Origin of the sequence: Acetobacter senegalensis (genome assembly GCF_001580995.1) — a bacterium.
In the GTDB taxonomy this organism is placed as follows: Bacteria; Pseudomonadota; Alphaproteobacteria; order Acetobacterales; family Acetobacteraceae; genus Acetobacter; species Acetobacter senegalensis.
On sequence record NZ_LHZU01000144.1, the window covers coordinates 1 to 16422 of the forward strand.

General features: G+C 58.3%; 13 protein-coding genes. 4 read left to right on the forward strand and 9 right to left on the reverse strand.

Going from position 1 to position 16422, the window contains the following annotated elements:
• Positions 1–95: 95 nt before the first annotated feature.
• The 4 genes from AD948_RS14120 to AD948_RS14135 form a co-directional block, all read right to left on the reverse strand.
• Positions 96–1733, reverse strand: a complete 1638-nt coding sequence (locus AD948_RS14120; RefSeq protein WP_035382646.1) for an electron transfer flavoprotein-ubiquinone oxidoreductase — start codon at positions 1731–1733, stop codon at positions 96–98.
• A gap of 119 nt (positions 1734–1852) precedes the next feature.
• Positions 1853–2530, reverse strand: a complete 678-nt coding sequence (locus AD948_RS14125; RefSeq protein ID WP_061472460.1) for a 2OG-Fe(II) oxygenase — start codon at positions 2528–2530, stop codon at positions 1853–1855.
• Positions 2531–2670: 140 nt separating this feature from the next.
• Positions 2671–4050, reverse strand: coding sequence for an oxygen-independent coproporphyrinogen III oxidase (gene hemN, locus AD948_RS14130; protein WP_061472461.1), 1380 nt, complete (start codon positions 4048–4050; stop codon positions 2671–2673).
• Positions 4051–4054: 4 nt separating this feature from the next.
• Entirely contained in the window at positions 4055–4900 is an 846-nt protein-coding gene (locus tag AD948_RS14135) for an OmpW/AlkL family protein (RefSeq protein ID WP_035382689.1), read from the reverse strand.
• A 296-nt stretch (positions 4901–5196) separates the two neighbouring features.
• Here AD948_RS14135 and AD948_RS14140 point away from each other — a divergent pair, with 296 nt between their 5' ends.
• Positions 5197–5970, forward strand: a complete 774-nt coding sequence (locus AD948_RS14140; RefSeq protein WP_061472462.1) for a Crp/Fnr family transcriptional regulator — start codon at positions 5197–5199, stop codon at positions 5968–5970.
• Here the strand turns inward: AD948_RS14140 and AD948_RS14145 are convergent.
• The 5 genes from AD948_RS14145 to AD948_RS14165 form a co-directional block, all read right to left on the reverse strand.
• Entirely contained in the window at positions 5950–7488 is a 1539-nt protein-coding gene (locus tag AD948_RS14145) for an efflux transporter outer membrane subunit (RefSeq protein ID WP_156479050.1), read from the reverse strand. The genes AD948_RS14140 and AD948_RS14145 overlap by 21 nt on opposite strands.
• The gene (locus AD948_RS14150) at positions 7485–10577 is read right to left on the reverse strand and encodes an efflux RND transporter permease subunit (protein WP_006558640.1); all 3093 of its coding nucleotides are present in this window, start codon (positions 10575–10577) and stop codon (positions 7485–7487) included. The genes AD948_RS14145 and AD948_RS14150 overlap by 4 nt, the downstream gene beginning before the upstream one ends.
• A complete protein-coding gene (locus AD948_RS14155; RefSeq protein WP_248846048.1) occupies positions 10570–11700 on the reverse strand; it encodes an efflux RND transporter periplasmic adaptor subunit in 1131 nt (376 codons plus the stop codon). Before AD948_RS14155 ends, AD948_RS14150 begins: the two co-directional genes overlap by 8 nt.
• Before the next feature lie 465 nt (positions 11701–12165).
• Positions 12166–13629 (reverse strand): trypsin-like peptidase domain-containing protein, encoded by a 1464-nt coding sequence (locus tag AD948_RS14160; RefSeq protein ID WP_375600760.1) that lies wholly within the window; start codon positions 13627–13629, stop codon positions 12166–12168.
• 277 nt (positions 13630–13906) lie between these two features.
• Positions 13907–14374, reverse strand: coding sequence for a nucleoside deaminase (locus AD948_RS14165; protein ID WP_006558636.1), 468 nt, complete (start codon positions 14372–14374; stop codon positions 13907–13909).
• Between the two features lie 280 nt (positions 14375–14654).
• Here AD948_RS14165 and AD948_RS18885 point away from each other — a divergent pair, with 280 nt between their 5' ends.
• From AD948_RS18885 to AD948_RS14175, 3 genes are all read left to right on the forward strand, one after another.
• On the forward strand, positions 14655–14786 hold the full coding sequence (locus tag AD948_RS18885; protein WP_254909387.1) for a hypothetical protein: 132 nt from the start codon (positions 14655–14657) through the stop codon (positions 14784–14786).
• 130 nt (positions 14787–14916) lie between these two features.
• On the forward strand, positions 14917–15645 hold the full coding sequence (locus tag AD948_RS14170; protein WP_006558634.1) for a gamma-glutamyl-gamma-aminobutyrate hydrolase family protein: 729 nt from the start codon (positions 14917–14919) through the stop codon (positions 15643–15645).
• Entirely contained in the window at positions 15642–16421 is a 780-nt protein-coding gene (locus AD948_RS14175) for a pseudouridine synthase (protein ID WP_006558633.1), read from the forward strand. Before AD948_RS14170 ends, AD948_RS14175 begins: the two co-directional genes overlap by 4 nt.
• Position 16422 lies beyond the last annotated feature (1 nt).

Genomic DNA, 16422 nt, shown 5'->3' on the forward strand with positions numbered 1-16422 from the left:
ACAACCCGTTTGACAGGTACTACAATCTTCATGGCTTCTTTCGCTTGCAGATGCAGGATCTTTCAGACGCTGCCATACAGTATTTTGACCAAAAATCACATACCGGCAGGATAATTAGGTCCGCCACCGCCTTCCGGCACGGCCCAATCTATGTTCTGGGCGGGGTCCTTGATATCGCAGGTTTTGCAATGCACGCAGTTCTGCGCGTTGATTTGCAGACGCGGGTCCGTCGCTTCATCCACCACTTCATACACACCTGCGGGGCAGTAGCGGCTTTCTGGTGCGCGGAACACATCCCAGTTAACCGTTTTCCACAGAGACAGATTCTTCACCCGCAGATGAACGGGCTGGTCTTCTTCATGGTTGGTGGCAGAGAGAAAAACGGACGAGAGCCGATCAAACGTCAACTGGCCATCCGGCTTGGGGTAGGCAGGTTTTTCACACAGAGACGCCGGTTTGAGCACCTCGTTATCCTGATGCTTGAAATGCAGCGTCCAAGGAGCGCGACCTTTCAGCAACATGGCATCAATACCGGCGTAGATGGCCCCTTTTTTCATGCCGAAACGGGCAAAGGCCGGGCGGATATTCCGCGCCGTGCGTAGTTCTTCCCACAACCAGGAGTCTTTCACCCGCTGCGTGAAGGAAGCAGGTTCGGGCCGGTTGCTTGCCAGCGCTTCCACCACCGCTTCTGCCGCCAGCATGCCGGACTTCATGGCCGTATGCGTGCCCTTGATTTTAGGCACGTTCAGGAACCCGGCGGAATCCCCGATCAGAGCACCGCCGGGGAAAGTCAGACGGGGGACAGCCTGCAAACCGCCCTCTGAAAGTGCGCGCGCGCCATAGCTGACGCGGCGTCCCCCTTCCAGATGTTTGCGGAATGCTGGATGCAGCTTGAGGCGCTGCATTTCCTCGAACGGGGAAAGCCATGTGTTGGGATAATCCAGCCCGACCACAAAGCCGTAAGACACCAGATTTTCGCCAAAATGGTAGAGCCATGCGCCACCATAGGTCTGATCATCCAAGGGCCAGCCAAAGCTATGCTGCACCAGACCGGGACGATGCTTCTCGGCCGGAATTTCCCACACTTCCTTGATGCCCAGACCATAGGTTTGTGGGTCCACCCCTTTGCGCAGGTCATAATGTGCCATGACCTGTTTGGTCAGAGACCCACGGCATCCCTCGGCAAACAGAGTATAACGGCCACGCAGTTCCATACCGGGCTGGTAGTTGGGGCCGTGTTCCCCTTCGCGCGTGATGCCCATGTCGCCCGTTGCCACGCCGGCCACACGATTGTTTTCAATCAGAACTTCCGCACCTGCAAAACCGGGGTAGATTTCCACACCCAGTTCTTCCGCCTGCGTTGCCAGCCAGCGGCACACTTCACCCAGGCTGACAATGTAATTGCCGTGATTGGCCATGTGCGGCATCAGCTTGTCCAGAAAAGGCACGCGCACGCTGCCGGTTTCTGTCAGATACAGCATTTCCTCAGCAGTAACGGCTGTGTTCAGCGGTGCGCCGCGCTCTTTCCAGTCTGGCAGCAGTTCAGCGAGCGCACGGGGTTCGATCACCGCGCCAGAGACAATATGGGCCCCAATCTCGCTGCCTTTTTCAATCAGGCAAACGCTGGTTTCAGGCGAGAGCTGACGCAGACGAATGGCCGCAGCCAACCCTGCCGGACCACCGCCAACAATGACGACATCAAACTCCATCGACTCACGCACTGTTTCGCTCATTCTTGTCCTCTCCCCGGAACGCTTGCGCGGGGCCTCCTAAAGCCGATCTAGGCCGGAATTGCAAAAAACAGCCCACCAGTCATGGTGGGCCAGCTTGAAAAAGGGATGACTGTCAAACGTCAGACGTGCGCAGCAACCGGGCCAAATGCCAGTTCATGCACCGCACGCCAACTCTGATCGACAAAATTGACAATAAGGGTGCGGCGGGTGCCACTGATGGGCCGTTTTACAAAGCCGTGCCACGTTTTATCTGACGGAATAAACAACACGCCGGAATTGAACGTACCGGATGCCCGGGCAACGGACTGACCTTCCGGCGTCATGAGGTCCGTGCCCCAGTCCTCCGCATTGTCATCCTGCGAAAGTGAGATCAGGAGAGTCAGTTTTTTGGCCCCGATATCCGTATGCGGCTCCAGCCAGAACCCATCCGTATCCAGACACAGTTCCAAGCGCAGGGCTGCACCATCCAGTTGTGCCCCGCAATAATCTGCAAAGGCCTGACGCACTTCCGCGCTGTTCAGCACATGAGCCATACGATCAAGACGCGCATCCTGCGCACGCTTGGCTTTGTCTACAAATACCCGCGCCTTGTTACGCGTTTCACGACGCCCTCCAACATCCCCAGCACGCGCCTGTGCGCCGGGGTCCCACTCAACAAGCGCATCACATGCCTCTGGCGTCAGGACAGAATCCATCATCCAGTGCGGGTAGGGGTATGGCGCGGGACGGGTTCCCGCCAGCATTTTTACAAACGCGGAAGCGGTGCCGGCCCCTAAAACCTGGGCGTCAGAATGCATCTGCCCTGTCCTTCAGTTACGGTACGGGTGCCACTCCCTGATAGCAAATCTGCTTTGCATGTGGGGTGGACAGCCTCTTTCCATGCGCCAAAACAGCGACACGATCAACTCATGCTTATACGCAGAGCTGTGAATGAGGTTCAGAGCGCGCCCGCAAAACGCGGCTGGGGTGCCCCGCTGGAAGGCGCCTGAGACAAGGTTTTCCGGTGGGTATCAAACACGGCCGCCACATGACGCAAAAAAGGCCGTCCTTTTTCTGTCACTGTGATTTTGGGGCCTTCTACCGTTACCAATCCATCCTGAATCAACGGTTCAAGCGCACCTAGCTCCGGCGAGAAGACATCAAGCTGGGCTTCCATCTGTTCCAGATCAACGCCCATATCGCACATCAGCCGTTCTATCAGGCTGCCTCGCAGCCGATCATCTGCCGTGCGTTCCACACCCCGCGCGACGGGCAGACCATCATGATCCGCCATGGCCCGTGCATAAGGCGCGACCGCGGTAATATTCTGCACGTACCCATCGGGCAGCATGGAAATGGCGGAAGCCCCCATGCCCAGCAGAACATCGCACGAATCGGTCGTATAACCCTGAAAATTACGGCGAAGCGTGCCTGTTGATGCGGCCTGCACCAGCGCATCCTGAGGCAGCGCGTAATGATCCAGACCGACCGGCAGATAGCCCTCTGCCCGTAACACGGTATCCATACGGGCCCGCTGGGCAAGACGTTCAGATGGCCTGGGAAGAGACTCTTCAGGGATCAGCCGCTGACGTTTCTGTTTCCAAGGCACGTGGGCGTATCCGAACACGGCCAGACGATCCGGGCGCAAAGACGCAATCCTGCGTGCTGTTTCTGCGACACTTTCTTCTGTCTGGTATGGCAGGCCATAGATCAGATCAATATTGACGCCAGACACCCCTGCATTCCGTACAGCGGTAACGCAGGCTTCTGTCTGTTCAAAAGACTGATGGCGGCCACAGGCATCCTGCACCTGAGGGTTGAGATCCTGCACACCGAGGCTGATCCGCGTGAAACCCAGATCACCCAGAAGAGCCGGATAACCTACGGGCACATGGCGTGGATCAAGCTCCATGGACAGTTCGGCATCCGGCTCAATCTGGAACATGGACCGCACAGACCGCATGATCTGCCGCAAAGCCGATGCCGGGAGTGTGGAAGGGGTGCCGCCGCCAAATTGCACATGTTTTACACTACGCCGCGTTCCAACCAGCGCAACAACACGGCGTAATTCTTCCCGCAGAAGATCACCGTAGGCCAGACGCCCGTCTTCATGCCGCATGACGGATGTGTTGCACCCACAAAAACGGCACAGCTCATCACAGAAAGGAACGTGGAAATAGAGAGAAACCGGCTGCTGAGCCGGAAGGGCGCGCAGCCAGCTTTCTGCTTGCGCGGGGCCGACTGCCTCAGAAAAACTGGCGGCAGTCGGGTAGCTGGTATAGCGCGGCAGGTTCCCGCCGTAACGGTGAACCAGATCTGAAGAAGATGCCGCGCTCATGCCATTAGAACCGGTAAGCGATACCAGCGGAAACGACGGTCGGGTCCAGAGATTCATGGGCACGGACACGCAGCGTTTCTGCCGGGTTCTGAACCCAAGCGTGCATACGGACAAACATCTGTTTGACGTCTGCATTGAAGAACCAGTTGCCAACCAGCTGATAGTCAAACCCGGCGTTGACAGACGGACCACCAGTGAAGCCTGCGTTCAGCTTGGTCAGACCCAGCGGGCTGCCAGCGTTGCCCTTCATGTTGTGGAACCACATGGCCGTGGCACCCACACCCACATACGGGTTGAAGCGCTTGTGCGGACGGAAATGCCAGGCGAAGGTCAGCGTCGGCGGCAGCACCCAGGCGCTCCCGACATCCAGCTTGCGCGGACCACCCAGAGACGGGACATCGCTACCCAGTGCAGCCACTTCATGACGGGTGCTGGTGGCGATCAGGTCAACAGACACGTTGTCCGTCAGGAAGTATTCCAGCGTCAGTTCAGGCATAGCCTGATTGGTGGTGGACAGGTGGGTGTTGCGCAGGGGAATGGTTGCGCCACCAGCATGCAGACTTACGTTGCTGTCACGATCCTGCGGCAGAACGCCCACGCCGGAAAGGCGGATCATGAAATCGCCCTTGCCCAGGCCGATCTTGGTGCTGGCGCAGGTTTCAAAAATGCCGCAATGGCCGCTGTAAGGACGCGGTGCTGACGGGATGTGGCTCAGCACCGGAGCGTTGACATAAGCAGCATTGGACGTAGCGGGGGCCGGAGCCACCTGGGTGGTCTGCGCCTTGGCTGTGCCAGAAAGAGCGGCCACCCCGGCCACCATGGCGGTCAATAAGGAACGAAGCTTCACCATCGTTTGATACTCTTCTAACTGCGCTGTGATATCTGAAGCGGAGAAATCACGCGCAGCAGTGTGCAGCCTTGATTTAGATCAAGCATTCAACAGAATGCGGCAGGGGGTGTGTTCTGAAAACCACAGCATTTTACACAACCCAGATATACAACCGGGGCAGGTGTGAACGAGAGACTCGGTGAATGCTTGTCTTTGATTTATATCAAAAATCACATAGTATTAATAACATAGCTTTTTTAATGAAGTTTTCCGGTAACTTAGCGTTCTGGAAGGCTGATTCTACCGGATAGTGCGTGATGTCTTCTGCCCCACAACCTCGGACTTCGCCCGCCTCGATGCGCCGAAGGCTAGTCATTAACGGCGGAGAAGACATGCACAGATGTCTGGTATGCGAAATTCGCGATCAGAGCGTCTGCCGGGCGATTGATGATGAAGATCTGGTTGTTCTCGCCAAATCCTCCAAACAGCTTTCTCTCCCCCCCAACACGACGTTGATAGAAGAAGGCTCTGCTGCCACAGCCTTTTTCAACGTGACGGCTGGCACCGTAAAGCTGTTCAAATCCCTGCCTGATGGGCGGAGACAGATTACAGGCTTTGCCGATGTTGGCCATTTTCTGGGGCTGACCAATGCAGGCACCTACTCCTTTGGGGCGGAAACGGTGGACACTGTGCAGGTCTGCCGTTTTATGCGCCCGCAACTGGAAACATTGCTGGCCGATTACCCCCAGTTTGAACGGCGCCTGCTGGCAGAAGTGACAGACGAGTTGGCCGAAGCGCAGGAGCAGATGCTGCTGCTGGGCCGCAAGACAGCGCGGGAACGGGTGGCCAGCTTTCTGCTTGCCCGTATGATCCATCGCCCCTGCCAGACAACGGGGGAAGAAAACCGCGTCTCTCTTCCCATGACGCGGGTGGATATTGCCGATTATCTGGGCCTGACCATTGAAACGGTCAGCCGCACCATCAGCGCTCTTCGGCGCGATCATATTATTACAGGAACGGACCACCACGGAATCCGGGTGTTATCCCCTTCCAGATTACGGGGCCTCGCCTCAGGGCAGGAGAACGCTTAGCCCCTTGTCCGGATGCCAGGAGGGGTGATGCGGCGCATCTGACTCAGTGCTGTTCCACCATCCACCCCCCAGAGACTGAAACAGCGCCACTGTATCGGAAAGCCGATCTGCCCGCGCCTGAGCCAGCGCCAGTTCCGTTTGCAGGTGGGCCTGCTGGGTTGTCAGCATAACCACCTGACTGATGGCGCCATACCGATACTGCGCCAAAGCGATACGCAGGCTGTCCCCAGCCGCCGTTGCGGCTTCCGCATTGTCCGCCAGGGCCGTGGCATCTGTCCGGATAGCGGTGAGCGAATCCGCTACATCCTGCAACGCCGTAATCAATGTGGTGCGATAGTCAGCCGCAGCCTGATCATACGCCGCACGCGCGGCATGTTCCTGATGCCGAAGCAAACCGCCGTCAAACAAAGGTTGCGTCACCATGGCCATGACTTCCCACTGACCATAACCGGGTGCGGCCATCTGCGCGATGGAAGCCGCAGCAAAACCGGGTGTTGCCCCAAGCTGAATGTTGGGCAGCCGATTGGCTACCGCCACGCCCACCTGAGCACAGGCGGCATGCCAGTTGGCCTGTGCCGTGCGGATATCGGGCCGCTGCTCCACCAGCCTTGCTGGCAGGCTGACCGGCAGATCAGCCGGAAGGGTCAGATCATTGAGCGAAAATTCCGGCTGAGGCGCATCAGGAGGATCACCAACGAGAGAAGCGATCAGATGCTTCTGCTGTTCCAACTGCTTTTGCAGGGGGGCCAGAGTCGCTTCATTCTGGGCCAGCGCCGTACGCTGCAACGCCACATCATTCTGCGAGAACTCGCCAGCTTTTTCCTGCTTGCGGGCCGACTCCAGCAGGTTCCGCTGTAACGCAACAAGGGACTGCGTTGTCTCCAGTTGCGTTTTCAGGGTGGCGTAATCAATGGCCGCCTGCACCACCGAGGAGGTGAGAGTCAGATACACCGCGCGTAACTGGTCACGCTGGGCATCCCGCAGGGCCTTGGCGGCTTCCACCCCACGCCGCACGCCACCCCACAGATCCGGCACATAGGAAATGTTCAACTGGGCCGTATGCACCGTGTAGAGCCACTGGTTACTGTTAGGCACTGGTGAATACGTGCGGGATGTCTTGTTGCGGGTCGGGTTGAAACTGCCAGAAATGGAGGGGTAAAGCGCACTCTGTTGCGCCAGCCTGTTTTCCTGCGCAGCGGCCAGAGCATCCCGTGCGGCCTCCAGCGAGGGATTGTTGTCAATCGCCTTGCGCACCAGTTGATCCAGCGCCGGAGAATGGAACAGCGTCCACCATTGGGCCGGAATATCCTGCCCCGGATGAAGCGCCTGTGCTCCACCTTGCAGGCCAGCCGCCGCCTGCTCCGCCTTGCCGGTAACCGCCTGTGTTCTGTCAGGCTGACCTGCCTGCCCGTAACGGCTGGCAGCAGGGGCTGCCGGTTTTTTGAAATCCGGCCCCACGGCGCAACCGCCCAGCCCCAAGCCGGTAAGAATGCAGCTTGTCAGAAGTATCCGTTTCACGATTCTACCGGTCCCCGTGCCGCGGCTCGCCGCTCGCACCATGCTTCCATCTCGTAATAGAAGGTTGGCAGGATAAAGAGGGTCAGAATGGTGGCAATGCCAAGCCCCCCGACCACCACCGTGGCCAGTCCACGCTGCACGTCCGTGCCAATGCCCGTGGCAAGAGCGGCTGGCAGCATGCCCATGCTGGCGACTGTTGCCGTCATCAACACAGGGCGAAAACGCTCCCCTGCACCTTCCAGCACTGCATCCCGCAACGGCACCCCATCTGCCCGGTGCCGATTAATGTTGGAGACCATGATGATGCCGTTCTGCACCGCCACCCCGAACAAGGCGATAAAACCAACTGCCGTCGCCACATTCAGCGTTTCACCGCGCACCTGTAGCGCAACAAGGCCACCCAGCAGGGCCAGAGGCACCACCGCCAGCACCAGAACAGCCTGACGGAGTTTACGGAACTCACCAAACAGCAGCACCAGCATAATGGCGAGCATGATGGCCAACGCCACGCTCAGCCGGGCCTGCGCGCGCTGCTGTTGCTCAAACTCGCCTGCCCATTCCAGCCGATAAAGAGCCGGATTGAAATGGACCTCGCTGGCAATGCGCTTCTGTGCATCTGCCAGATACTCAGACAACGGGCGTTTGCCGTTATCCACGCGCAGGGTGATCTGGCGCTCCGTCATCTCGTGCGAGATGGTGCCTTCGCCTGTTTTCAGGCTGATATCCGCCACCATTTCCAGCGGAATCTGCGCCCCGTTGGCAGCGGTAAGCGGAAGGTGACCAAGCTGGCGCAGATTGCTGACGCTGGCAGGCGGCACACGAATGGTCATGTTATAGGTGCGGTCTGCAATATAGATCTGGCTAATGGGCGCATCCCCCACAGCATTGCCCACCACAGCCATGATATCCGCAACGGAGATACCGTAGCGCGCTGCGGCCCGACGATTGGCCACAATATTGAGCTGCGGAATTTCCGGTTCCTGAAAAATGGAGGCTTCGGTTGTGCCGGGCACGCTCTTCAGCACAGATACAATCTGACTGCCAATATGCCGCAGTTCCCGCGCATCGTTCCCGTAAACACGCAGCACCAGAGCGGAATGGGCACCACCTACCTGATCATTCATACCATCGGCAATGGGCTGACTGATGCCGAAGGTAATGCCAGGAATCTGGTTCAGCCGATTGCGTAACTTGACGATAAACTGCGCCTTGTTCTCCCCATGCGGCCATGTGTCATAAGGCTTCAGGCCAACGGGCACTTCAATGTGAGAGGGAGTCCATGGGTCTGTGCCGGAATCATTCCGGCCAAGCTGCGTGACGGCGTAGGATGTTTCCGGGAACGAGCGGATAGCCTTGCGCACTTCATCTGCCATGGCGCCTGCTTTTTCCAGAGAAAGGCCGGAGGGTAACTGCACCTGAAGCCACAAAGCGCCTTCATCCATATCGGGCAGGAACTCCCGCCCGGTATGGGCGCCGAGCACCAACACCAGAATAAACGCGACAACCGCACCCAGATAGGCCAGTCGCGGGCGACGCATGGCGTGGTCCAGCCCCTGATGATAGAGCGTGTGGAGCTTTTCAAGCGGCTTGTTATGAAAGATCTTGTGGGGCTTGCGCATGGCCAGAAACGCCAGAGACGGCGTGAGCACAATGGCGCTGAGCAATGCCCCCAGCAGAGCAAAGCTGACCGTATAGGCCATGGGCCGGAACAGCCGTCCCTCCGCCCCCACAAAGGCGAACAATGGACTATACGCCACAATGATCACCAGTGTGGAAAACACGATGGCGCGGCCCACGTGCCGGGTCATGCCCTCCACGTCATCCAGCGTCATGGTATGGTCAGGCCGGGCTTCACGCATACGCAGAATGGATTCCGTCACCACAATCGCGCCATCCACAATCACGCCGAAATCAATCGCCCCCAGTGAGAACAGATTGGCCGGCATGCCCAGCAGACTCATGATGACAAACACCGTGGCCAAGGCCAGCGGAATGGTGATGGCCGCCACAATGGCGCTTCGCGGGCTGCCCAGAAACAGAATGAGAATGACAAAGACCAGCCCCACACCTTCCATGACGGTATGGGTCACTTTTTCCGTGGTGGCGTGAACCAGATTATCGCGGTCCAGATAGGGGACAATCCGCACGCCTTGCGGTTCAAGCTGCTTTTGCAGGGCCGCAACACGCGCATGAAGAAGTTGAAGAACGTGGGAGGCATTCTCGCCTGTCACCATGGTGACAATGCCTTCAATGGTGTCGGGGTTGGAATCCTTGCCCAGAATCCCTTCCCGCACCTGATGCCCCAGTTGCATACGGCCCAGTTCACGCAGGAAAACCGGTACGCCATCATGTTGGGAGACCGGAATATCACCCATATCATCCAGCGTGTGGATCATGCCCACACCGCGCACAATATAGGACTGCTCCCCACGCGCCACGCGGCCGCCGCCCGCATTCACGCTACTGTTGCGAATGGCATCCAGAACATCATTCACCCCGATGCCATAACGGTACAACGCCGCAGGATCGAGCAAGAGCTGGTATTCCCGCGTAAAGCCGCCAAAATTGTTGATGGCCGCCACACCCTGAACCTTGGTCAGCGCCGGAACCACAATCCAGCGCTGAATCTCGGAAAGCTGCATCAGGTTCTGCCGGTCTGATTCCAGCGTGTAGCGGAAAATTTCACCCGATGGACTGCTGACAGGGCCGAGGCTGGCCGTGACCCCTGGCGGCAGAGTAACCTGCGCCAGTTGCTCCGTCACCCGCTGGCGGGCGGCATACACATTCACCCCATCCCGAAAAATCAGGTTGATGAGGGATAATCCGAATGTGCTGCTGGACCGGCTACTGGCAAGCCCCGGTGTGGCAGCCAGTTGGCGTTCAAGGGGGATGGTAATCTGCTGTTCCACCTCTTCCGCCGCCAAGCCGGAGCTCTGCGTGGTCACCTGAACCGAGACCGCGCCCAGATCAGGATAAGCCTCTACAGGCAGGTCTTTCCACGCCCAGCCGCCCCACAGGGCGAGAATGGCCATGGCCACAAAAACAATCCGTCTCTCCCGCAGGCAGGCTGCGATAATCCGCTCAATCATCGTTCAGCAGGACCCCGCCGCGGGTCACAATCCGTTCCCCTACCTTCAGGCCGGAGAGCACCTCGGTATCTTCACCTTCATCATAGGAGATCGTCACAACACGCCGCTGAAACGTCCATGGCGCAACCTCCACAAACACGGTCACCCGGTCATTGTTCATCAGCAGGGCCGATTGCGGCACCATCAGGCCGGGAGGCTGCCTTAACTGAATGGCCACCGTGGCGAACATATTGGGTTTGAGGTCTTCATCCGGGTTGGGCACCGGGATCATGGCGCGCAGCCGGCGCGTTTCAGGGTGCAGATCCGGCTCCACCGTTGCAATCTGCCCTGGCAGCACCACGCCTTCCCGCCCCGGAAGCGTGATGGAGACGGATTGGCCCACATGCATGTCATCCACATCCGCCTCGGCAACATCCGCCACTGCCCAGACTTCAGAGAGATCTTCCACCCGCAGCAGGGGAGCTGTGATATCCGTCACATTCATGCCGGGCGCCACCGTGACAGACGCCACCACACCATCCATGGGCGCCCGCATGACCAATTTGCCGTCTGTATCCACCTGATTCGTCAGGGACGCGACTCTTGCCTGCGCGCGGCGTTCTTCGGCTTCCGCTTCCTGCAAGGCTGCGCGGGCTGCCTCCACATCCTTGGTGGCGGCACCGCCTGCCTGCCGGACCTCCTGCGCACGCGCCAGAGCAGCGCGCGCCTGCACCAGCCCGGCCTGCGCCTTGGCTTCATCCGTCGTGGCCTGCGCCATATCCCCGGAAAGAAGGGTCAGCAGGTCCTGCCCTTTGCGCACGTGCTGACCGGGCACAACAGAAACAGAAACCACATGCCCTGTAACAGGGGCCAACACGGGCAAAACACGGGACGGTTCAGCCACAATGGAACCCGGCACGGAAAGCGTATCGCGCGGGGCAGACATCCGCACCGGGGTCACCTGCAGTTGCTGCCGCAATGGTGACGATTCCGGAACCGTCAGCGTGCCGTCCAGCCCCACAACCACGCTGGTGGTGCCCGTGGCGTATGCTTCTCCCTGCAGCGTGCAGAGAGCCACGGCCAGAGCGCCCGCCATGAAGGGCCTGTGAAAAGAACGCAGGGAAAAAGGGAAGCTAAACATCATGACAACAATCCGTCCCGACGGCAGAAAACCTGAAAAGCACGCATCGGTCCGCACATTTTTACACAAGACGGAAAAGCGCCACTTTGTGGAGACTTAAAACTCAGGGGTCTTATTCTGTGTATGGGGTGCGTATGTAAACAACCCGCCAGACCTTTGCCAGAGCTTTGACCGGGACACTGATTTCAACCCGGAAACCTGCCCCATAGGCACAGGCTGCCGATAAAAAGCAAAACTTAAAAACACGTTCAAAGACATCCTGCTCCATGACACACCGTGCATTAAGCCGAACGTGCAGAAAAATTCACCCTGCTCGTGTGTTTTTAATCAAAATTTTACAGTGGATTTCTTTGCTGTTCTTGTACAGAGCCCGTCAAACGATCCAGCTCGCGACAACAGACCCTCCATAAAAAAAGCGCCAGCCCCGAAAGGCCGACGCTTTTCCGGTTTTCTTACCGGCTTGGTTTATTAGTCGTCATCATTCCCGTCATTATCGGACGAATCTCCGCCAGAACTTCCATCTGGAGAAATAGCGATGAAGAGGGACTGACCATCACGCAGAACGCGCAGGAGCACCGGCTTTTTGGCTGCCAGAGTCGCCCTGACCGCCGTAACGGCCGCCCGTGGCGCATCCACCGACTGCCCGCCAACAGACTGAATGATGTCTCCTGGGCGAATACCAGCCTGATCTGCCGGAGAACCGGGCTGGATATCATTCACCACAACGCCATGCACATCATTGCCCAGACCAAGCTGGCGACGCACATCCGCATTCAGCGGGGCCAGAGAAACGCCCAGATGCGGGCCGGAAGCCGCGCCGCCACCTACACCACCATCATTGCCAGCCGTGGCCAGATTACCGATCTTGATGGTAACGGTCTGCGGTTTGCCTGCACGAATGTAGCCCATTTTGGCATCTGTATTCGGTGCAAGAGACGCCACCCGCACCGCCAGATCATGCGGTGATGTCACTTTCTGGCCGTTGAAATCGGTAATGACGTCTTCCGCTTTCAGGCCGGCTTTTTCTGCCGGACTATCAGGCGTTACACTCGCCACAAGCGCCCCGGCCGGAGCCGAGCCATCGCTGGAAGACGGCAGGTTGAGCGCCTTGGCCATGGCGGGGGAGATCACCTGCGCGTTTACGCCCAGATAACCGCGCACCACATGGCCGGTTTTACGCAACTGATCCGTGACACTCCGCACGGTGTCAGACGGAATGGCAAATCCGATACCAATGGACCCACCGCCTGAAGGGGAGAGAATGGCCGTATTGACCCCAACAACCTTGCCATCCTGCGTGAACAGCGGACCGCCGGAGTTACCACGGTTGATGGGCGCATCAATCTGAATGAAGTTGTCGTACGGGCCTTCATTGATGTCACGCCCACGGGCCGAGACGATCCCCGCAGTAACAGTACCGCCCAGACCATAAGGATTCCCTACGGCCACAACCCATTCACCGGGCTGTACATCGTCCGATTCACCCAGTTCGATAAAGGGTAGCTTCTGGGAGGATGTCACTTTCAAGAGTGCCAGATCGGTCTTTCCGTCCCGCCCGATAATCTTGGCCGGAAGGGTGGTGCCGTCATCAAGCGTGACAGTAACCTTGGTGGCCCCTTTCACTACATGGTTGTTGGTCACCACATAGCCATCAGCAGAAATGACAAAGCCTGACCCGCGCGCTTCTACCAGTTGGCGGGAGTGCTGAGGGGCCATCTGGAACGGGAAAGGAAAGGGAAAGGGCATGCCGCCCATACCGCCACCCATGCCACCGTTTTCATCTTCCACCGAATCCGCCTTGAGCATGGACGTGATGGAAACCACAGCAGGTTTGACCTGTTTCACCAGATTGACAAAATCTGGAATTTTCTGGCCCTGACCGCTGGGTTTGATAGCCCCGGCATCCTGTGCGTGGGCTGCGTTATAGCCCATAATCGCTAAAGGTCCTGCGCCCACATCCACCATCAGGCTTACCCCGGCCAGCAGGGCCAGCAGTGTCTTGCGGCGAGACCGCCCGAAAAATTTTGACACAGATTTTTCCGACATCACGTTTCCGACTGTTCCTTGCATTGTCAGGCAGGGCAGTGCCCCACCCGGGCGCGGCATTGGGCCACCCTGTTCCCGCATCTTAACCGGCCTTTTTTGCCTAGTGCCAGACGCTTGTAAGGATAAGATGGTTCCTTGCCCCCAAAAACAAAAGACCCTGAGTTCAGGAATCCGCTGACAGCGGTGCGCCCCGCAGAGTCTGAAAAAATGTTTTAAGCAGATCAGCGGCTTCGCGCTCCCGCACCCCGCCAATTACGTCCGGCCTGTGCAGACTTTCCGGGCGATAGGGCACACGGGGCCCGTGCTCCATTCCTCCCCCTTTTGGGTCATACGCACCAAACAACACGCGCCCGACGCGAAAATGCGTAATGGCTGCGGCACACATGGGGCAGGGCTCAAGCGTGACCACCAGCGTGCAATCCGCCAGCCTCTGCCCCCCCCGTAGCCGCACGGCCTCGCGCATGACCAACATTTCCGCATGGGCAGAGGGGTCATGCCATTCCTCAACACGGTTGCCATTCTGGGCCAGCACAGCGCCATCAGGCCCAAGCACTACGGCCCCCACCGGCACTTCGCCCCGGCTGGCCGCCGCCTGCGCCTGCTGGAGAGCAAGCTCCATTCCGTTTTTCATGCACTCCCTCCGCGCTTGCCGCCACGCACGATAGTGCCGGTATGTAACGTTTCAACAGGGGATGCCGCGCCCCTGCCTCACAAAATGTGTCAATCCTCACACACTGTTCTGACCCAAAGCCTATCTGGCCCAAATTAAGGCACGGTTTTTTCTTGCATCTCTGCAACCTTTGCTGTCATCATGCCTTATAGATGCCATGATCTGTTCTGTAACAGATCGCGCGGTAGGTTGTTTCCATCAGGCCCTCAAAAGCCTGATCTTGCGGGAAAGGATCAGTACAATGCATAGCCTGTCTCTCATCCTGGCCGCTGCGGCCATCGGCCTTGGACTCTCTGTTGTGGACCGGACGGTTAATGAACCCTCTCCTACACCGGCGCGTACCATTCATCATACGTCTTTTCTACCGGGCTAACGCCCTCTTTTCTTTCAACCAAAAAATTAAAGACACTCCGGTAACGGGCAGATAAGCGCGTGCAAAACATCTGCCGCTATGGCAGTGAAGAAACGTTACCTTTGCGCTTTTTACTCAAGAACCCGGATAAATGACCGCACGCCGTCCTGTTATTGGCATTACGCTTGATCATGAAGCAGGCGGCACAGACCGTTATTCCAGATTTCCGTGGTATGCCCTGCGAGAGAATTACATGTCCGCTGTCTCTACAGCGGGCGGGTTGCCTGTGGCCTTGCCGCTCTTCCCGCAACTGGCGGGGGAGTATCTTCCCCATATTGACGGACTGCTGATTACAGGCGGGGCGTTTGACATTGACCCCACCCTGTATGGTGACACCACCTGCCATGAGACCATCACCCTGCGCCCCCGCCGTACGCAGGCGGAAACGGCTTATCTGGCAGCAGCACTGCATCAGAACACCCCCGTTCTGGGCATTTGCGGGGGCATGCAGCTTATGGCCGTGGCCCTTGGGGGCACGCTGATCCAGCATATCCCAGCCTCCTTCCCGGATGCCCTGCCGCATGAGCAACCCAACCCCCGTGATGAAGCCAGCCATGCCGTAAACATTACGCCCCACACGCTGCTGGCGCAGATTGCCACCACCAGCCATATGGCGGTCAATTCCTCCCATCATCAGGCCGTGCGCACGCCCGGCCGGGCCGTTGTGAACGCCATGGCAGAAGATGGGCTGATTGAAGGCATAGAAGACCCCACCCAACGATTTTGCCTAGGGGTGCAATGGCACCCCGAATTTGGCATAGACCCGGGCGACCGGAAGATTTTTAACGCCTTTATTCAGGCGGCAGGAGAAACAGAGTGACGCAGGAACCGCGTGGAGAACGCATTGCCAAATGGCTGGGCCGCACAGGTGTAGCCAGCAGGCGCGATGCGGAACGGATGATTGAGGAAGGACGGGTGCGCCTGAATGGCCAACCTGTGACCCATCCCGCCACGTTTGTGACCGAGCAGGATCTGGTGCAGGTGGATGGCAAGGCCGTTTCCTCCCCTGACCGCACCCGGCTATGGCGCTACCACAAGCCCGACGGGCTGGTAACCACACATAAAGACCCGGAAGGCCGCCCCACGGTTTTTGCCTCTCTGCCGGAAGGAATGCCCCGTGTTATCAGCGTCGGCCGACTGGATCTGAACAGTGAAGGCCTGCTGCTGCTGACCAATGATGGTGAACTGGCACGTCGGCTGGAACTACCTTCCAATGGGTGGATTCGCCGCTATCGTGTGCGGGTGTTTGGTGTGGTGGATGAAGCGCGTCTTGCGGCGTTAGCGGAAGGCAGCGTGTTTGAAGGTGTGCGCTACGGCCCCATTGATGCAGGGCTGGATTCCCGCAAGGGCGACAATGCGTGGCTTACGGTTTCCCTCCGCGAAGGCAAGAATCGTGAAATCCGTAAAGTGATGGCAGGCCTTAACCTGCATGTCAGCCGCCTGATCCGCACCAGCTACGGCCCCTTCCAGCTTGGCACACTCAAGCGCGGAGAACTGGAAGAAGTGCCAGGCAAGATTCTGCGTGAACAAATGCCCAAAGGGCCAGAGAAAAGCGGGTCCCGCACCTCCGCCTCCAAGCCCCGCCCAACGCGCTAGA

What these genes read in the sequence shown, in the direction of transcription:
- AD948_RS14120 (WP_035382646.1), bottom strand. Translation starts at nt 1,733, where the DNA reads ATGAGCGAAACAGTGCGTGAGTCGATGGAGTTTGATGTCGTCATTGTT.
- AD948_RS14125 (WP_061472460.1), bottom strand. Translation starts at nt 2,530, where the DNA reads ATGCATTCTGACGCCCAGGTTTTAGGGGCCGGCACCGCTTCCGCGTTT.
- hemN (WP_061472461.1), bottom strand. Translation starts at nt 4,050, where the DNA reads ATGAGCGCGGCATCTTCTTCAGATCTGGTTCACCGTTACGGCGGGAAC.
- AD948_RS14135 (WP_035382689.1), bottom strand. Translation starts at nt 4,900, where the DNA reads ATGGTGAAGCTTCGTTCCTTATTGACCGCCATGGTGGCCGGGGTGGCC.
- AD948_RS14140 (WP_061472462.1), top strand. Translation starts at nt 5,197, where the DNA reads ATGTCTTCTGCCCCACAACCTCGGACTTCGCCCGCCTCGATGCGCCGA.
- AD948_RS14150 (WP_006558640.1), bottom strand. Translation starts at nt 10,577, where the DNA reads ATGATTGAGCGGATTATCGCAGCCTGCCTGCGGGAGAGACGGATTGTT.
- AD948_RS14155 (WP_248846048.1), bottom strand. Translation starts at nt 11,700, where the DNA reads ATGATGTTTAGCTTCCCTTTTTCCCTGCGTTCTTTTCACAGGCCCTTC.
- AD948_RS14160 (WP_375600760.1), bottom strand. Translation starts at nt 13,629, where the DNA reads ATGGGCTATAACGCAGCCCACGCACAGGATGCCGGGGCTATCAAACCC.
- AD948_RS14165 (WP_006558636.1), bottom strand. Translation starts at nt 14,374, where the DNA reads ATGAAAAACGGAATGGAGCTTGCTCTCCAGCAGGCGCAGGCGGCGGCC.
- AD948_RS18885 (WP_254909387.1), top strand. Translation starts at nt 14,655, where the DNA reads ATGCATAGCCTGTCTCTCATCCTGGCCGCTGCGGCCATCGGCCTTGGA.
- AD948_RS14170 (WP_006558634.1), top strand. Translation starts at nt 14,917, where the DNA reads ATGACCGCACGCCGTCCTGTTATTGGCATTACGCTTGATCATGAAGCA.